Annotated in this window: 15 protein-coding genes; 7 read left to right on the top strand and 8 right to left on the bottom strand. The window is 39.7% G+C overall.

Annotation, left to right across the window (positions count from 1 at the left end; genetic code table 11):
- Positions 1-361 precede the first annotated feature (361 nt).
- Entirely contained in the window at positions 362-1,690 is a 1,329-nt protein-coding gene (locus tag RM553_RS16290; protein WP_311536015.1) for an MFS transporter, read from the top strand.
- 160 nt (positions 1,691-1,850) lie between these two features.
- Here the strand turns inward: RM553_RS16290 and RM553_RS16285 are convergent, their stop codons facing one another.
- Genes RM553_RS16285 through RM553_RS16270 form a run of 4 tightly spaced genes read right to left on the bottom strand, consistent with a single transcriptional unit; the run spans position 1,851 to position 4,800 of the window.
- Positions 1,851-2,582, bottom strand: coding sequence for a head GIN domain-containing protein (locus RM553_RS16285; RefSeq protein WP_311536014.1), 732 nt, complete (start codon positions 2,580-2,582; stop codon positions 1,851-1,853).
- Positions 2,583-2,620: 38 nt separating this feature from the next.
- Positions 2,621-3,709: a hypothetical protein gene (locus RM553_RS16280; protein ID WP_311536013.1), complete on the bottom strand. Its 1,089-nt coding sequence runs from the start codon at positions 3,707-3,709 to the stop codon at positions 2,621-2,623.
- Positions 3,690-4,253: a DUF4179 domain-containing protein gene (locus tag RM553_RS16275; protein ID WP_311536012.1), complete on the bottom strand. Its 564-nt coding sequence runs from the start codon at positions 4,251-4,253 to the stop codon at positions 3,690-3,692. Before RM553_RS16275 ends, RM553_RS16280 begins: the two co-directional genes overlap by 20 nt.
- Positions 4,240-4,800 (bottom strand): RNA polymerase sigma factor, encoded by a 561-nt coding sequence (locus RM553_RS16270; protein WP_311536011.1) that lies wholly within the window; start codon positions 4,798-4,800, stop codon positions 4,240-4,242. The genes RM553_RS16275 and RM553_RS16270 overlap by 14 nt, the downstream gene beginning before the upstream one ends.
- A 213-nt stretch (positions 4,801-5,013) precedes the next feature.
- On the opposite strand from RM553_RS16270, the gene lon reads away from it, so the two are divergent.
- The gene (gene lon / locus RM553_RS16265; protein ID WP_311536010.1) at positions 5,014-7,464 is read left to right on the top strand and encodes an endopeptidase La; all 2,451 of its coding nucleotides are present in this window, start codon (positions 5,014-5,016) and stop codon (positions 7,462-7,464) included.
- Positions 7,465-7,599: 135 nt separating this feature from the next.
- Here lon and RM553_RS16260 read toward each other — a convergent pair whose 3' ends face one another.
- Entirely contained in the window at positions 7,600-7,995 is a 396-nt protein-coding gene (locus RM553_RS16260; RefSeq protein ID WP_311536009.1) for a response regulator, read from the bottom strand.
- A complete protein-coding gene (locus tag RM553_RS16255; RefSeq protein WP_311536008.1) occupies positions 7,982-11,074 on the bottom strand; it encodes a PAS domain S-box protein in 3,093 nt (1,030 codons plus the stop codon). The genes RM553_RS16260 and RM553_RS16255 overlap by 14 nt, the downstream gene beginning before the upstream one ends.
- A 142-nt stretch (positions 11,075-11,216) precedes the next feature.
- On the opposite strand from RM553_RS16255, the gene pyrR reads away from it, so the two are divergent.
- The 5 genes from pyrR to RM553_RS16230 all read left to right on the top strand — a co-directional run bounded on the left by pyrR (position 11,217) and on the right by RM553_RS16230 (position 14,711).
- The gene (gene pyrR, locus RM553_RS16250; protein WP_311536007.1) at positions 11,217-11,756 is read left to right on the top strand and encodes a bifunctional pyr operon transcriptional regulator/uracil phosphoribosyltransferase PyrR; all 540 of its coding nucleotides are present in this window, start codon (positions 11,217-11,219) and stop codon (positions 11,754-11,756) included.
- Between the two features lie 6 nt (positions 11,757-11,762).
- Positions 11,763-12,695, top strand: coding sequence for an aspartate carbamoyltransferase catalytic subunit (locus tag RM553_RS16245; protein ID WP_311536006.1), 933 nt, complete (start codon positions 11,763-11,765; stop codon positions 12,693-12,695).
- Between the two features lie 54 nt (positions 12,696-12,749).
- Positions 12,750-13,082: a ribonuclease Z gene (locus tag RM553_RS16240; RefSeq protein ID WP_311536005.1), complete on the top strand. Its 333-nt coding sequence runs from the start codon at positions 12,750-12,752 to the stop codon at positions 13,080-13,082.
- A gap of 34 nt (positions 13,083-13,116) precedes the next feature.
- Positions 13,117-14,037, top strand: a complete 921-nt coding sequence (locus RM553_RS16235) for a ribonuclease Z (protein ID WP_311536004.1) — start codon at positions 13,117-13,119, stop codon at positions 14,035-14,037.
- A gap of 167 nt (positions 14,038-14,204) precedes the next feature.
- Positions 14,205-14,711 (top strand): CAP domain-containing protein, encoded by a 507-nt coding sequence (locus RM553_RS16230; protein ID WP_311536003.1) that lies wholly within the window; start codon positions 14,205-14,207, stop codon positions 14,709-14,711.
- Positions 14,712-15,151: 440 nt separating this feature from the next.
- Here the strand turns inward: RM553_RS16230 and RM553_RS16225 are convergent, their stop codons facing one another.
- Entirely contained in the window at positions 15,152-17,029 is a 1,878-nt protein-coding gene (locus RM553_RS16225; RefSeq protein WP_311536002.1) for an OmpA family protein, read from the bottom strand.
- Positions 17,030-17,043: 14 nt separating this feature from the next.
- On the bottom strand, positions 17,044-17,940 hold the full coding sequence (locus RM553_RS16220; RefSeq protein ID WP_311536001.1) for a PorP/SprF family type IX secretion system membrane protein: 897 nt from the start codon (positions 17,938-17,940) through the stop codon (positions 17,044-17,046).
- Positions 17,941-17,945 lie beyond the last annotated feature (5 nt).

The following is a 17,945-nucleotide window of genomic DNA, read 5'->3' as shown; positions in this document are numbered from 1 at the left end:
AAAACATCCTCCCCCTGAAACCCACCCGGCACATTATAACACTGCTGTTTTGCCGAAACTGGCAATTTTAATCTACAGCTTTATAGGATGCTGAAAACCCCGCGTGAGGGATAGCAGCAGTTATCCTGCCGCGCCGGCAGGCAAGGCAGATAACGCGGATAGCCCGGCCCGAAGGGCACGCCATAATAATAATAATAATAATCTTTTTCTCATTCAATGCTAAATCTTTTGCATTAAAATCTTGTATTTATTATTGGAATCAAATCGTATATAAGAGGAAGCAGAAATCAAATCAGCCGGATAATTTTAAAAAAGATGGCCGATTCTTACTTTAAACGATAGCTTTTTCTATTTTTATTTTATGAAACAACTTCCTAAGGGCAGTAAGAAATTATTAAATGCCTGGGCTTTTTATGATTGGGCAAATTCTGTTTACAGTCTTGTAATTTCATCGGCCATTTTCCCCATTTTTTACGGTGCTCTTACCATTATTAAAGATAAAGACGGACAAATTCTAATCGACCGTGTGAATTTTCTGGGTGTTGACTTTAATAATGATAGCCTTATTAGTTACGTGACTGCTGCTGCCTTTCTTGTAGTTTCCATCTTAAGCCCTTTTCTCTCGGGAATTGCTGATTATGTAGGTAATAAAAAGAATTTTCTTAAATTTTTCTGTTACCTGGGCGCCTGCTCCTGTATCGCCTTGTTCTGGTTTAACCTGGAATATTTGTGGTTTGGATTGCTGGCGTATTTCCTGGCGCTTATCGGGTTTTGGGCAAGCCTGGTTTTTTATAATTCCTATCTTCCGGACATTGCGTATCCCAATCAGCAGGACAAAGTGAGTGCAAGAGGTTTTTCTATGGGGTATATTGGCAGTGTTATTTTATTACTGGTTTGCCTTATTATGATTTTAAAGTACGATTGGTTTGGCTTTAGAAGTGAAGCCCTGCCCACGCGCCTTTCCTTTGTTTTAACAGGCATCTGGTGGATTGCTTTTAGCCAATACACCTATTATTATCTTCCGAAGGGCAATAAAAAAGCTCCACTTACCCGAAATGTTCTTTTTAATGGTTTTAAAGAATTAAAGAAAATATGGTATTCATTAAAGCATAATGTGCAGCTTTATCGTTATCTCATCGCTTTTTTCGTTTACAGCATGGCAGTACAAACTATTATGCTTATTGCCACCTATTTTGGAATTGAAGAACTGGATTGGGGAGAACAGGATGCCACTACGGGATTAATTGTAAGTATTTTGCTTATCCAGCTGGTAGCTGTTGTCGGTGCCACGCTTACCTCCAGGTTAGCTATAAAAATCGGGAATATTAAGACCCTTATCTATATTAATCTTATCTGGATCGCGATTTGTGGATATGCGTATTATATAGTTTCCCCTGTGCAGTTCTATTTCGCGGCTGCTTCTGTAGGATTAGTGATGGGCGGAATTCAGTCTTTATCGCGCTCTACTTATTCAAAAATGTTGCCTGAAAATGCCATAGATACCGCCAGCTATTTCAGTTTTTACGATGTTTCTGAAAAAATAGGGATCGTGATTGGTATGTTTCTCTACGGAATAGTGGCGCAAATCACCGGGAGTGTGCGAAACTCAATCTTATTTTTGGTAGTATTTTTTATCGCGGGGGTAATTTTGTTGTTAAGGGTTCCGAAGAAACAGGAGGAGTTAAATTAGGAAGTATCACAACCACTAATCGGGCGGAGTTAGGGATTCTTCCGTCAGTGAAATCCTATGATTTTTAATTTTCAACCTGTCTCATTTCTCTTTCCTCTAAGGGCTAAAGATAAAAACCCCGCCGGGGTGAGCGAGGTTGATATTTGCAGAATTTTGGTCTTTAATGGGATGAAACACTTCCCGATCCGGAAACTTTAAAATCTTCTTTTTTAGGGCTGCCTTTATAAGTGATATCTCCGGAGCCGGAAACTCTGGCAAATAGTTTTTCTGAAGCGTAGACCATAAGATCCCCGGAGCCGGAAACAGTGGCTTCAACAGTCCTGGCTTTTAGGTTAAAAGCTTCAAAATCGCCCGACCCGGTAACTTTACACTCAAAATGGTCTGCGTTTCCATTAACCACAATATCCCCCGAGCCGGTTACGCTGCCTTTCAAATCCTGAACATCCAGGTTAAGATTTAAGTCTCCTGAACCGGTTAAAGAGGCGCTAAAATTGGAAGCGGTAATTTTATCAGAATTCCACAGGTCGCCGGAGCCGGTGACCGAAACTTCTTCGAGATCTTTAAAAGGAACAGTGATTTTAATTTCATTATTACCGGAAGGCCGAAGGTCTACACCTTTTTCTATTGAAATTTTTAATTTTCCGCCCTGCACTTCCGTAAGAATATATTCCTGAAGATTGCTTTCGGCTTCAACCTTTAATTTTCCTTCCTGGCCGCTGACTAATTCCACATCCATTGAACCTACCAGCTGTACTTCATCATAATCTGAAGTGGAGCGCTCTTCGGTAATCATTTTTCCGTTTCCTTTTATCTTTTCATTTCCCCACCACTGGGCGTTTGCTGAAGTGAAACCCAGGAAAATAGCTGTTAAAATTAAAATTGATTTTTTCATAATTGTTTTAATTGATTGATGATTAATGTTTAGCTGATTTATTGTTTTCTAAAAGAAACACTTCCATAACTTGTACTTATGCTCACCTGGTTTCCACTGCCTTCAGATAAATGATATCCCTGGTATGTCTTTTTGGTGCCGGAGTCATGTCTTTTATTCACCTCAAAACTATCTACTCCATTTACGTCCCCATAGGAGGTGGTAATATCAAAACTAAAAGGCTGTGCTTCATCATACCCAATTTTGATACCTGTGTAATCGCTCTCAATTTTCACTTCTCTTGTTCCTTTTACGAGTTTTTCTACGGAAGCGGAGCCGTAATCCAGATCAAGAATTACAGAGGTGAAGACGCGGCCAATTTTGGTAGTAAGATAATCCCCGTTGCCGTAGAGTTTTTTCACTTTTTCAACGCTAATGCTGCCGTAGTCGCAGTTAAATGTGGCATCTTCAACTTTAAGAATCTTAGAACTGGTATAATCTGCATTAATATTAAGTTTTCCTGCTTCTTCAATTACATAATCTGAATAATCTGCGTTAATTTCAGCGTTTTTTACATAGCCAATGTGGCTGTTCCTGGTGTAATCAAAACTAATGTCGTTAGAATTTCCTCTTAATTCGCCAATATCTATTTTCCCGTAGTCACAGGATATTCTTGAATTTCCCAGGAGCCGGTCCAGGTAAATCCCGCCGTAATCATTACTAATATTTACGTTATTGCGTGCCGGAGCTTTTACCACGTAATTTACCTGCATATTCACGTTATTGCTGCCCCCAAATAACTGGTTCCACCAGGATTGGTTTTCTTTTGAAAAATGGGTTTTGGCACTTACTCCTGAAGAAGACTGGTTAAATTCCACATTTATCTCTTCTAACTTTTTTCGCACGGCTTCTGCGTCATTACCATTAGTTTCAATAAATACTTCTATCACCACCCGGTTTTCATCCCATGTTGAAATATCTATGTTGCCGTAACTATTGTCTATCATCAGGTTTGATGTTGCCGACACCTTAAATTCTTTCGAAATCTTTTTCTTTTCGGTATGCTTGCCCGTAAAATCGTTATGGCAAAATGCAAGGCCGGGGGCGATAATGGCCAGGATAAGCAGTTTATATAATGTTGTTTTCATGATTTTGATTTTTGATTGATTTAATCTCTTCAATTTGGGTTAAAACATTGTTTAGTAAATCTATGCGTTGCTGAAAATTGTTGATCATGGCATGGATTACCCTGTTGTCTTTTCCACTTTTTAAAAGATCTTTCTTAAGTTTTTCATATTCAGCATCCAGTTTTTCCATCTGTTTTAGCGCATCTTTTACGATGGCATCTGTTTCGGGGGAATTCACTTCCTGGATTTCCTTCAGCTCATTTTCAATTAGAGTGCTGTAAAATTCCTGGGTTTGTTTCATTTCCGGGGAAACACTTGCCAGATCTCCCGATTTTTTAAAACTGCCGGAATTAAAAATGTTTCCAGCCAGGAAAAGCACGAGGGCAAGGCTGGCCGCAATTCCTATAAAAGGAGCCCAAAGACCTCTTACTCCTGATTTTCTTTTAGCTGAAGAGTTGCCGGAATTTAGTTTCTCCAGAAACCGTTCCCGGTGTCCTTCTGCAGGTTCGGAGAAGTCAAAGTTCACATCTTCGAACAGCTCTTTTAAATTATTATTCTTCATCATTTGTCAATTTTTTGCGAAGGCTTTCTTTGGCCCGTGAAATGGTGGTTCTGCAATTAGCATAACTTATATCCATAATTTCACAAATTTCGTCGTAGTCGTAGCCTTCAATTAAATGAAGCGTAAGGCACATCCTGTAATTTTCTTTTAGTGAATTTAACTTCGCCAGCAGCAATTTTACCTTTTCGCTGGTATGTTCTTCATTTATAATGTAGCCGTCTGAATCATCAATTTCATTTTTAAGTTCATCATTATACGTTACTTCCTGATATTTCATTTTCCTGTTGTAGACATTTACGCATTTGTTTACCACAATCCTTTTTAACCAGGCTCCAAAAGTGGAATCGCCTTTAAAAGTGTCAATTTTGGTAAAGGCATTTAAAAAAGCCTCCTGCATAATATCTTCCGCTTCCGCCGAATGTTTTACAATCCGCAGGGCCGTATTGTACATAGCCTTATAATAGCGGTCGTAAATTTCCATTTGTGCACGTTGGTTTCCTTCGCGGCAACCGGCAACAAGATCATTAATATGTGTGATGGTTGGTGTCAAAAAAACTCCTGTTAGCTATTTATAAAGATAGCGCCGATTTCAAATTGTTACACTTTTGAGAAAATTTCTTTGCAGAAAAAGCGTGGCATAGGAATTGAATAAACCTAAAAGACTAATTGCCCCTTGTTCCAATCCCCCTGTTTTAAAGGGCTGGGGCAAAATAAACCTGAATAAAAATACAAACTGCGGTGACAGTTTGACCTAAAATAAATTATGGCTAAAACAAAATTTACTAATATTGACAGTTTGTCATTTCAAGGTATAGATGAAGATGCGGAACTTATACCTTTAATGACTCCTGAAGATGAAGAAGAAATAAACAGGGAAGATCTTCCTGAATCATTGCCAATTTTGCCTTTAAGGAACACTGTTTTATTTCCTGGAGTGGTAATTCCAATTACTGCAGGAAGGGATACTTCCATAAAATTGATTAATGAGGCCAATAATGGTAGTAAAATTATAGGTGTTGTTTCTCAGAAAGATGAAGAAGTTGAAAATCCTTCGGTTAAAGATATTAACCGGATTGGAGTGGTGGCAAGGATTTTAAGGGTGCTTAAGATGCCCGATGGCAATACCACGGTGATTATCCAGGGTAAGAAGCGTTTTAAAATTTCTGAAATAGTTAGTGAGGAGCCTTATCTAAAAGCGTCTATTGAAGAAGTGCCGGAAGCGCGTCCTGCCAAGGATAACGAAGAGTTTTCTGCAATTACTGAATCTATAAAGGAACTTGCGCTTCAGATCGTAAAAGGCAGTCCTAATATACCTTCAGAAGCTTCTTTTGCGATTAAGAATATCGAAAGTTCTTCTTTTCTGATCAACTTTGTGTCTTCCAACATGAACCTTTCTGTAGAGGAAAAACAGAAGTTGCTGGAGACAAACGATCTTAAGGAAAGGGCTCTGGCCACTTTGCGGTATATGAATGTGGAGTTCCAGAAACTGGAACTCAAAAACGATATTCAGAGCAAGGTGCAGAGCGATATGAGCCAGCAGCAGCGGGAGTATTTTCTTCATCAGCAAATGAAAACCATCCAGGAAGAATTGGGCGGTGTTTCCCATGAGGATGAAATTGAGGAAATGCGGTTGCGCGCGAAGGAGAAGAACTGGAATGAAGATGTGCAGACGCATTTTGAGAAGGAACTTTCAAAGATGCAGCGGATGAATCCGCAGGTGGCCGAATATTCCATCCAGAGAAATTATCTCGACCTTTACCTGGATTTGCCTTGGAATGAGTTCAGCGAAGATAAATTCGATTTAAAGAGGGCGAAAAAAATCCTGGATCGTGATCATTACGGGCTGGACGATGTAAAGCGCAGGATTATTGAATATCTGGCGGTGCTGAAACTGCGTAATGATATGAAATCCCCAATTTTGTGCCTTTATGGGCCTCCGGGAGTAGGTAAAACCTCTCTTGGAAAATCTATCGCCGAGGCCCTGGGAAGGGAATATGTACGCATTTCCCTTGGCGGCCTGCGGGATGAAGCCGAGATAAGAGGACACCGTAAGACATATATTGGTGCTATGCCAGGGAGAATTATTCAGAGTCTTAAAAAAGCGGGAACCAGTAACCCAGTTTTTGTTCTGGATGAAATTGATAAACTGAGTATAGGAAATGCCGGAGACCCTTCTTCAGCATTGCTTGAAGTGCTGGACCCGGAGCAGAACAGCGATTTTCATGATAATTTCCTGGAAATGGGCTTCGACCTTTCAAAAGTGATGTTTATTGCTACCAGCAATACCTTACAAACGATTCAGCCAGCCCTTCGGGACCGTATGGAAATTATTAATGTGACCGGTTATACCATAGAAGAGAAGGTGGAAATTGCCAAAAGGCACCTGCTTCCCAAGCAGCTGGAGGAGCATGGGATGACTAAAGAAGACATAAAAATTGGTAAAGCTGAGCTGGAAAAGATTGTGGAAGGTTATACCAGGGAATCGGGAGTTCGTGGCCTCGAAAAGCAGATTGCCAAAATGGTGCGATATGCTGCCAAGAGTATCGCGATGGAGGAAGATTATAATAAGAAAATTACCCCGGAAGATATTGTGGAAGTTCTGGGCAGCCCTAAACTGGAACGCGATAAATATGAAAATAATGAAGTGGCTGGAGTGGTAACAGGGCTTGCCTGGACACATGTTGGTGGTGATATCCTTTTTATTGAATCTATACTTTCTAAAGGCAAAGGAAACCTTAATATAACCGGAAACCTTGGGAAGGTAATGAAGGAATCGGCAACAATCGCCATGGAATATATCAAGGCCAATGCCGAGCAACTGGGAATTATCCCTTCAATTTTTGACCAGTATAATGTGCATATTCACGTGCCGGAAGGAGCAACCCCAAAAGATGGGCCCAGCGCGGGAATTACCATGCTTACTTCCCTGGTATCGCTGTTCACGCAAAAGAAGGTGAAGAAAAGCATTGCCATGACCGGGGAAATTACCCTGCGCGGGAAAGTACTCCCTGTTGGCGGGATTAAAGAAAAAATTCTGGCTGCGAAAAGAGCAAGAATTAAAGAGCTTATCCTGTGCAAAGAGAACGAGCGTGATGTAAAGGAAATTAAGGACGAATATTTAAAAGGCCTTAAATTCCATTATGTTAATGAGATGAGCGAAGTGATAGATATAGCTATTACCAGGCAAAAAGTAAAAAATGCGAAGAAGTTGTAAATGCTTTTTTTCAGATTAAATGAAAAAGAGGTTGTCCTGGAAAGGCAGCCTCTTTTTTTATACTTATGATATTGCGTATTCTATAGCATTTATTTTTTCAGACAAAATTCATATCAAGAATTATTTTGCAAACGGCTAATGTTCTTTCTGAAGGATTTTTTGAAGTTCTTCAATGGAAATTGGTTTTACCAGATAATTACTTATGTGATCATAGGATTTTGCCCGTTCCACATCCTGTGGGTCTATAGAGGAACTAACGATATAAATCAGAATTTCTTTCCTGGAGGGAATTTTAATGAATTCATCTAAAAACTGCCAGCCATCCATAACCGGCATATTTAGGTCCAGTAAAATAATATCAGGAACCTTAGCATTAGCCAAAATTATTGGCCTGAGTTTATTTATAGCTTCCTCCCCCTTATGAAAAACCATAAAGCTATTGCAAAAATTCCCCAACTGCATAATCTTCTTTGCTCCAAACACAAAAATAGGGTCATCATCTATGATACAGGTAATATCAATCTTTTTCATGCTTTAAGTATAATTTAAAAGTGGTTCCCTGGTTTACCTGGCTTTCTACTTTTATTTTACCACCAATGGCTTCAATCTGGTTTTTTGTGATGAAAAGTCCAATTCCCCTTGCTTCCTTGTGATGATGGAAGGTTTTGTACATCCCAAAAAGTTTGCTTCCGTGCTTTTTAAGGTCAATGCCCAATCCATTGTCTTCAATTTTAAGGACTGTAAATTTTTTTTCCCTTTTGGCGCTCAGTTTTATCCAACTTTCCCTTTCATCTGATCTGTACTTGATCCCGTTCGTAATAAAATTGAGCAGGATGCTTTCGAGGTATGCAGGAATACCTAAAATATCAAAATCCTCATTTACTTCATTAATTATCTTCAAATCAACTTCTCTCGCAAGGGCAGAAACATTTTTAAAAGTTTTTTCCACAGCCTCATTTAAATTAATGGGAACAAGATTTTCGTTGATTTTGGTATTCATCAAAACCACCTCGTTTAAATGGGCCACGGTTTCCTTCAGGTTGTCTGAAGCGGTCCCGAGCATTTTAATGATTTCATCCTCACTTGCTTCCGGATGGTCCTGCACATAGAGGTCCAGCAGCATTCCAAAATTACCGGAATGAGACCTAAGATTATGGGAGACGATATGGGCGAAATTTTTTAGCCGCTGATTTTGTTCTTGTGTAACATCCAGCAGGGATTTCATTTCTTTCTCTACCTTCTTAATTTTACTTATATCGGCAGCTGCCCCAAGATAGCCAATAATTTTATTGTTGCTTTTAATAGCTGTTATAGTAAGCTGCACGGGAAACCTGCTGCCATCTTTCCTTACAAAAGTCCATTCCCGGGTGTCATGTTTACCTTTTTTAGCATTTGCGGTTAGGATATTAAATCCAGATAAAGATTCGCCGGTAGTTGTTGTTTGCAATTCCTTCTTTCTTTGCTTCAATTCCCTTGGCAAATGCAGAAGCAGGGGAGTGGCTTTTCCTTCCAGCTCATTCCGGCAGTAGCCAAGCAGATTTTCAGCACCCTTATTAAAATTGGTAATAATTCCGCTGGTGTTTGTACTAATAAGGCTTACCTGTGTGCTTGCCTCCAGAACTCCCTGTAGCTGAGCCACAGCTTCCTTCAAACTTCTTTCTGCAATCTTTCTACCGGTAACATCTGTTATTTGGGAAATAAAATAAAGGGGCGAGCCATTTTTGTCCCGCACCAGGGAAACGGAAAGGATTATATAAACCAAATTTCCTTTTTTATGGAAGTATCGTTTTTCCATATGGTAATACATGCGCTCCCCGGCCACTAATTCCTCCAGTAATTTAAGGTCTGCGTCCAGATCTTCCGGATGTGTGATATCCTGAAAAGTAAGTTTCTTTAGCTCTTCTGCGGAATAGCCTATGATGTCACATAAACTTTTATTTACCTCCAGCCAGTTTCCTTCAGGATCCAATATTGCCATTCCAACAGCGGCATTTTCGAAGTTGCCACGAAAGGCTTCTTCACTAATTCTAAGCTGGTCTTCTGTATGTTTTCGGGAAGTGATATCATGCATAGCGATTACTGCACCCAGTATTTCACCCTCATTATCTGTTATCTGTGAACCATTTACATTTACAATTTTGGAATGGCCACTGTGCTGTTTGATAAGGATTTCCTCGTTCTCTACTTTTCCTTTTTGCATTACTTTCAAAAGAGGAATTTCATCTTTTTCAAGCTTCCTGCTACCGTCCGCGGTATAAAGTCCGTAGTAGTTGGCATATTCTGAAGGCTCAATATTCTTAAGAGGAATACCATGCCACTCTCTTGTAGCCCTGTTGAACAGGGTTAGTTTCCCATTTTTATCACAGGAGACAATACCTACATCTATACTATCCAAAATCGTTTCAAGTAATACCTGTCTCTCGTGATTTTCCTTTTCAATATCTTTAAGCCTGGTAATATCTTCGGTGTGCATCAACAAACCGCCGATTTCTCCGGAATCATTATGCCATGGCCTTACCTCCCAGCTTAACCAGTGTTTGGTACCTGCTTCGGAAACAAAGGAATCTTCATCGCTTCTAATCACCGAGCCATTAAGGCATTCCTGGTGAACTTTTTTCCAGGCTTCACTGATATTTGGAAAAATATCATAATGATTTTTTCCAATAACTTCCCGCTCCTGAATATTATAATCTTTCAGCCATCTTTGCGAAGCGGCAATATAATTCATGTTTTTGTCAAACATGGCAATAGCGCTTGGCGCCTGTTCTATAAATAACCTGTTTCTTTCATACTCCTTCTTTCTTAAGGTTATTTCTTCATGAAAACCGGTCATCCATTCTGGTTTGCCATCAGCAGTCCAGCTCACTACTTTCCCCTTGTCCAGCACCCAAATCCATTCCCCTGCCTTATTTCGCATACGGGCTTCACTTTCGTAAATTTCAGTTTTACCGGCAAAGTGGTCCCGGAACAGATCTTCACATTTTTTCGCATCTTCGGGATGAGCAAACCTCTTCCAGGTATCTGGCGAGGTAGGGCGGATTTCTTCCAAAGTATAGCCCAGTATACTGGCCCATTTTTCACTAAAAATGGTTTCACCGGTTTGGACGTTCCATTCCCAGGTGCCAATGTTAGTGCCTTCAATAACATGTTCATAGCGCTTTAAGGTTTGGATTAATGGCAGCTCTGGCTTTTTAAATTTTGTAACATCTATAAAACCACCCAGGATCCAGTTTTTTTCTGAATTTTCCTTCTGAATCCATAAAAAATTCGCCTGAAACCAAATAGTATATCCTGTGCGATGTTGGAATCGTATTAATTCTTCAAAAGGTTTTGTTGAATGCTGGAAATGGTTTTGAAGTTTTTTATGATCTTCAGGAAAAATGATATCCTTCCAGTTCTGGGGAGTAGGTTCATGTTCTGCAAACCCAAGACCGGAAGCTAATTTAGGGTTTATCCAGAAATTTTTAGGGTCACTTGGGTTCACTAAAAGCATTCCATCTTTTGCTTCATTTTGTGAAAAATCAAAGATGGAAGCATCACTGCGGATTAATTCAAATAGTTCGCTTTTCAAGGCAGATTTTTCCTGCCGTGGCTTAGTAGGTATAGACATTAGATTGGGGAAATCTTATTCCGGGTAAAAATAGCAAAACTTATGGAGAGCGCAAGCCTTTGAGATTTTATAGGCATGCCTGTGGAATTCAGCAGAAAAAAATCTTACTTTTGTTTTCGGATACTTCATTTTTAAAGAAAATATGAGTCAGAAAATCTTATTGAATTCAAAAGAAATAGACATCATATTACATCGTTTAGCCTGCCAGCTTGTAGAAAATCATACAAATTTTAAAGAAACCGTGCTTGTGGGGATCCAACCACGCGGAATTTTTCTTGCGGCCAGAATTGAGCAAATTTTAAAGGAAGAATATTCCATCCGGGATATAAAATCGGGCCAGTTAGACATCACTTTTTACCGGGACGATTTTAGAAGAAGTGATAAGCCTCTTGAAGCTAATAAAACGCGGATTGAATTTGTGGTGGAAGACAAGCGGGTGGTATTTATTGATGATGTGCTTTACACCGGGAGAAGTATTAGAAGTGCCTTAACTGCCATACAATCTTTTGGAAGGCCCAGGGAAATTGAGCTGCTAACGCTTATTGACAGGAGGTTTAGCAGGCATTTGCCTATCCAGCCAGATTATAACGGGAGGCAGGTTGATGCTATAAATGAAGAAAAAGTAAAGGTGAACTGGAAGGAAAATGAAGGAGAAGACGTGGTTTACCTGATTTCAAAATAAATAAAAATGAGCAGCGAATTAAGTGTGGATCACCTGTTGGGGATAAAATATCTCAATAAGGACGATATTGATCTTATTTTTAAAACTGCCGATCATTTTAAGGAAGTGATCAACCGGCCTATTAAAAAGGTTCCTTCACTCCGGGATATAACTATTGCCAATCTTTTTTTTGAAAACAGCACGCGAACCCGGCTGTCTTTTGAACTCGCGGAAAAGCGGCTGAGCGCAGATGTGATCAACTTCTCAGCAGCGTCTTCTTCAGTAAAAAAGGGGGAAACGCTTATAGATACTGTGAATAATATCCTGTCTATGAAAGTAGATATGGTGGTTATGCGGCATCCAAACCCCGGTGCGGGAATTTTTCTTTCCAAACACGTAAATGCAAAAATTATTAATGCGGGGGATGGCGCACATGAGCATCCTACACAGGCTTTGCTGGATTCTTATTCCATAAGGGAGAAACTGGGGGCGGTAAAAGGAAAAAGAGTGGTTATTGTTGGAGATATTCTTCATAGCAGGGTGGCGCTTTCCAATATTTTCGCTTTGCGGCTGCAGGGTGCCGAGGTAAAAGTTTGCGGCCCTAAAACCTTAATCCCAAAACATATAGAATCTCTGGGTGTGGAAGTTGAAACAAATCTCCAGAAGGCATTGCAATGGTGCGATGTTGCCAATATGTTAAGGGTACAAAATGAGCGGATGGACATTAGTTATTTTCCCAGTACAAGGGAATATATCCAGCAGTTTGGCCTGAACAAAAAAATGCTTGATAGACTGGAGAAGAAGATTGTGGTAATGCACCCAGGGCCAATTAACAGGGGAGTGGAAATTACCAGTGATGTGGCAGATAGTGACCAGGCAATTATCCTGGACCAGGTCCAGAACGGAGTGGCCGTGAGAATGGCAGTTATCTATCTTTTGGCGTCTAAAATAAAACAGTAAACTCTAAATCTTTTGCTTCTTCTTTGTTAACTTTAATGTAGAAAAAGAAAAATTATGAAAACTACAGATAAAGCTAATTATATACTTATTGAAAATAACAAGGACCCTCTTACAGAATTTGCGTCTGAACTTACCAGGCAGCATGCAAATTTTGAACATGCAAATATCATTGTAGACCTAAAGGAGTACGAGCACCTGGAGCTGGAGGATTTACTGGGGTTTCTGGAATTATCCAATACCCACAGGGAGCATAAAAAATCCTTTGTTATTGTAAATAATGCTTTAAATGCAGATAAAATTCCCGAAGACCTTATTATAGCCCCTACTTTGCAGGAAGCGGAAGATATTATACAAATGGAAGAGATAGAACGCGATCTCGGATTTTGATGTTTTTATCCTGCGTTAAATACTTTTTCTATACATGAAGCTTACAATACTGGGCTGCTATGCGGCCACTCCAAGATCCTTTACAAATCCCACTTCCCAGGTCCTGGAAATAAATAATCATATTTTTCTTATTGATTGTGCGGAGGGGACACAGGTTGAGTTAAGGAGGAATAAGATTAAATTTTCCAAAATTCAGCATATATTTATTTCACACCTTCATGGCGACCATTGTTTTGGGCTTGTTGGTCTTATTTCTACTTTCCGGCTGCTTAACCGGGAAACCGAGCTGCATGTATATGGCCCAAAAGGAATAAAGGAGATTATAACCCTGCAATTAAAACTGTCTAATTCCTGGACCAATTATGATCTTTATTTTCATGAACTGGAGAGCAAATCTCCCGAATTGCTATATGAAGATGATAAAGTTTCTGTGGAAACCATTCCTCTTAACCATCGCATTTATACCAATGGGTTTCTTTTTAAGGAAAAGCCGGGAGATCGAAAGCTGCTCATAAATAAAGCAGTGGAATATAAGATCGACGTAAGCTTGTACAAGAGCTTAAAAAAAGGCAAAGATGTAAAGTCTGAAACGGGGACTTTAATTCCGAATGAACTGGTTACTGCAGATCCCCCTGCTCCTAAAAGTTATGCGTACTGCAGCGATACAATGTACAGTCCTGGTATCGTTACTCAAATAAGTAATACCACTGTGCTTTACCATGAGTCTACATTTTTAGAGGATAAAAAAGAACTTGCGGCACCTACCAAACATTCCACCGCAAAACAGGCTGCAGCTATTGCCAGGGAGGCAGGAGTAAAGAAATTGATTTTAGGCCATTACTCCACACGGTATTCCAATATCAATCTTTTTAGGGAAGAAGCACGGGAAATATTTCCTGATACTGAACTTGCTGATGACGGTAAGATCTTTTCTTTTAGCTTTAAAAGTAAGTAAAACCTTACAATTAATGATCTAGCTTATTCTTTCATTTTCTTTATATGTAGGATTCAGATTACAAAATATGTTAAAAAACAAGAAAATTCGATGAAATGCACAGACGTATTGTGTCATTTGTCGATTAAAAGTGTACTTTAACTATCCCAAATCTTAATAACCTACTTATGTTAAACTACTACAAGCAGTTGTTGGTACTGTTTTTTATTACCACAACATTAGCATCCTGCAGCAAAGAGAATATTAATGAAGAAGTAAAAGTGTACGATCAGGTAGCTGAAACAAAAGCTTCTTACAGTTATACCGAAGTAGAACTGCAAATTCTGGATGACATTAATGAGTACCGTGCAGAACTTGGTCTATCGCAGCTGCAACCTATTGCAGAAGCTTCCATCCAGGCCGAAGATCATACAGATTATATGATTGCCAAGGGGGAAGTGAGCCATGATAATTTCTCTAACCGTTACAGCGAATTAGTGGTTGAGACCGGAGCTAAAGAGGTGAGCGAAAATGTTGCTTATGGATACAGGACAGCAGATGCAGTGGTAAAAGCATGGATAAAAAGCGAAGCTCATCAAAAAAATATTGTAGGAAATTACACCAACTTCGGCATTTCAGTAAAAGAAGATAGTGAAGGAAAATACTACTTCACGAATATTTTTCTTGCTAAATAAAAAGTTTCTAAAGTTTCCTTTTAAAGTTTGAGACGGTTCGGTATATTATTCCGGGCCGTTTTTTGTTATAGTAAGAATAAGTTTTGTTGAATACATAACCATTTGCCAAATTGATTTTTGAAATAAAAAGCTTAGCAAATTCCACGAGCGTAAATCAGGGATCTATTCCTGCAGGTTTAGAATATATTCAACTGGTTTGTTGGTAATAAGAAGTAAATTTCTTTCTTTTTAAAAAAGTGGTTAATGGATTCAGATTTAAAGGTATAATGAAAAAGAAGGACTTCTACGATTCTGGCAAAAATAAGATGACTGGGCTTAGCCTGGCAATCATCTTTTTTATCCTGATCCTTCTAAAAATCTTCCTCAACTAATATTTCAGCAAATAAAAAAGGCCCGGAATTGCTTCCGGACCCCAATCAAGATAGATTGATCAGTTATCTTTAATTTTCCATACGCACCACTTCAAAAAGCGCACGCCGGTTAAGCTGATGCTGCTCTCTCGTACAACGGTCACATTCAATAGCAGGTTGGTTTTCCCCGTAGCCTTTATAAGATTCTATACGGTCTTCATTTATGCCATGAGCAATAAGATAATCATAGGTGGATTTTGCACGTCTTTCTGCTAAAATATCGTTATAAGCGTTTGTGCCCCTCTTATCAGTATGCGCGCCTATGGCAATTACCATTTCAGGATAATCTTCGGTCATAAGCTTTACCAGCTTATCGAGTTCCCGGGCGGCATCCGGCCTGATGTTATACTTATCAAAGTCAAAGTAGATCGTGTCGATTTCAGCTAAATATTCAGGATCCTTTACGGGTTGTAGTTGAATATTATAAACGAGAGTATCCTTTTCGTCTGAATTCCTCGTATCCACGGTGCCGGTAAAAGTCTGGTATTTAATTTCCTTGGCCTCTATCGGAAATTGGGAATCCCGGGCTATGGCTGTGCTAAATTCGCCATCTTCGTTGGTTTCGAGAAATGCCAGTTGTGTATTTTCATTATCCATTAACCTTACCGTGGCGCTGGCAATGGGTTTATCATTCACGGCATCTGTTACAGTACCCTTCAGAATAAGTGGATTGAGCTGATTAAAACTATATATGTCATCACTGTTCGCATCACGGTTGGAGGAAATATAGCCTTTGTTGGAATCACTAATTTTAAAGAATGCAAAATCATCGAGATTACTGTTCACAGGTTCCCCAAGATTTTCTGGTTCGGCATTTTCATCTTTTAGATCTATTCTGAAGATATCCATTAAACCTAAACCGCCATGGCCGGTGGAGGAGAAGTAAAGCGTACTGTCTTTATCAATAAAAGCAAAAGCTTCTTCCCGCGGTGTGTTGATTTTCTCTCCCAGGTTCTGCGGAAGGCCATAAGTTCCATCTGCATTTATGCTGACTTTATAAAGGTCGCTTCCGCCAATCCCGCCGGGCATATCTGAAGTAAAGTAAAGAGTTTTTCCATCAGGGGAAAGGGCAGGGTGACCTACGGAATAAGATTTGTCGTTAAAAGGCAATTCTTCAACATCTGTCCAAACGTTACCAGTTAAAGTGGCTTTGTAAATCTTTAAATTATTGGTAGCTTTTTTATCCCGTTTGCCTTCCTTATTTCCCAGATAATTGTTCCTGTTGAAATATGCTGTTTTCCCATCTGGAGAGATCACCAAAGGCCCGTCATGTAATTTGGTATTTATTTCTCCCGAAACCGGCGAAATTGCCATACTCGCCGTGTCCAGCTGATAAACATCCAGAAATGGTTCCCCGTTCCAGGAGTATATTCTGTCTTTTTCTGCCACACCCTCCGCTCTTGCCGAAACAAAATATATAATTCCATCCTTTTCAAAAGCACCAAAATCGCTGAGGTCTGAATTGAATTCTGCTTTTTTCAGCTTATAAGTAGTCCTGGGTTCATATTCATCTTTTTCCAGGGCTTCTTCAGCACTTACCGAATTTGCTCCGGTCTCCAGGTATTTCTTTAACCAGTCCCGGGATTCCTGGTATCTTTTTGTTCCTCTTAAAGCCTGGGCATATTTATAATAATATTCCGAAGAAATGCCGCTGCTGTCTATCACATCACCATAGTAAAAAACGGCATTTTCAGGACTCCTTAGTTTCATATAGGCGTCGCCAAGTTTCAGGCTGTTTTCCTTGAAGTTATAATTGTTGGCGATAAGTTCTTTGTAAACATCTGTCGCTTCAAGATAAGCGAGATTATTGAAAAGTTTATCTGCTCTTTTCTGTTTTCCGTATTGGGCGTGTCCCGAAAAAGAACAGATCAATAGCAGAAGTATGAGATAGTGGTATTTTTTCATCATAAACCTGGTTTATATTAGAAAAATCTAGGTGATTTGTATCGTGTATTGCGGAACCTGAATTCATAAATTAAAAGCACTTCATGGGAGCCGGAAGTGTACGGCTGAATATCGGATACTGAATATTCATAAGCGTAACCCGCCCTGAAACCATTAAATATCTCTACATCCAGGAAAGCGCCAATAGCATCATCTATCCTATAGTTAGCACCCAAATAGAACTTTTCATTAAATATCGCGGTAGCCGAAAGATCTACGGAAAGTGGTGCGCCTTTAGTCATTTTAGCCAAAGCAGTAGGCCGGAGTTTCATATTATCGCTAATATCAAAAACATATCCCCCGGTAAGGTAATAATGCACCTGCTCCAGCGCTCTGAATTCTTCCAGCCGGTTATTATCTTTAGTGATGAGTTTTGGAGCAGAAAGGCCTACATACCAATCCTGGGCAGAAAGATAAAATCCTACGCCAAAATTTGGGGTCCAGCGGTTAAAATTGTCCCGGAAAAAAGGATCTTCTCCTCCGGTGGGATCATCCAGCCCATAATAATAAGCCCCGGCTTTTAAACCCATTCTAAGGGAAACTGCCTGACTAAGATCCACCCTGTAGGAGAAATCCCCATAGACATAGGTAGTGTTTTCATCCCCAATTTTATCATTGAGTACAGAAAGCCCTAATCCGATTTTATCATTTTCCAGGGGAGAATTTACAGATAAGGTTTGTGTTACCGGAGCGCCCTCTACGCCAACCCATTGATTCCGGTTAAGCAGCGCTATGGAAAATCCGTCCCTGCTCCCTGCGTATGCTGGGTTAATGGAAATGGTGTTGTACATATACTGCGTGAATTGAGGGAGCTGCTGCGAAAAAGTAGGTGAAGCAGCAAGCACGATTAATATGATTAGATAAACTTTTTTCATGGTTC

The sequence above is a fragment of the Autumnicola tepida genome (genome assembly GCF_031846485.1).
GTDB lineage: Bacteria > Bacteroidota > Bacteroidia > Flavobacteriales > Flavobacteriaceae > Autumnicola > Autumnicola tepida.
Note: the sequence above shows the minus strand (reverse complement) of the source record. Positions and strands in the feature narration are given on the sequence as shown.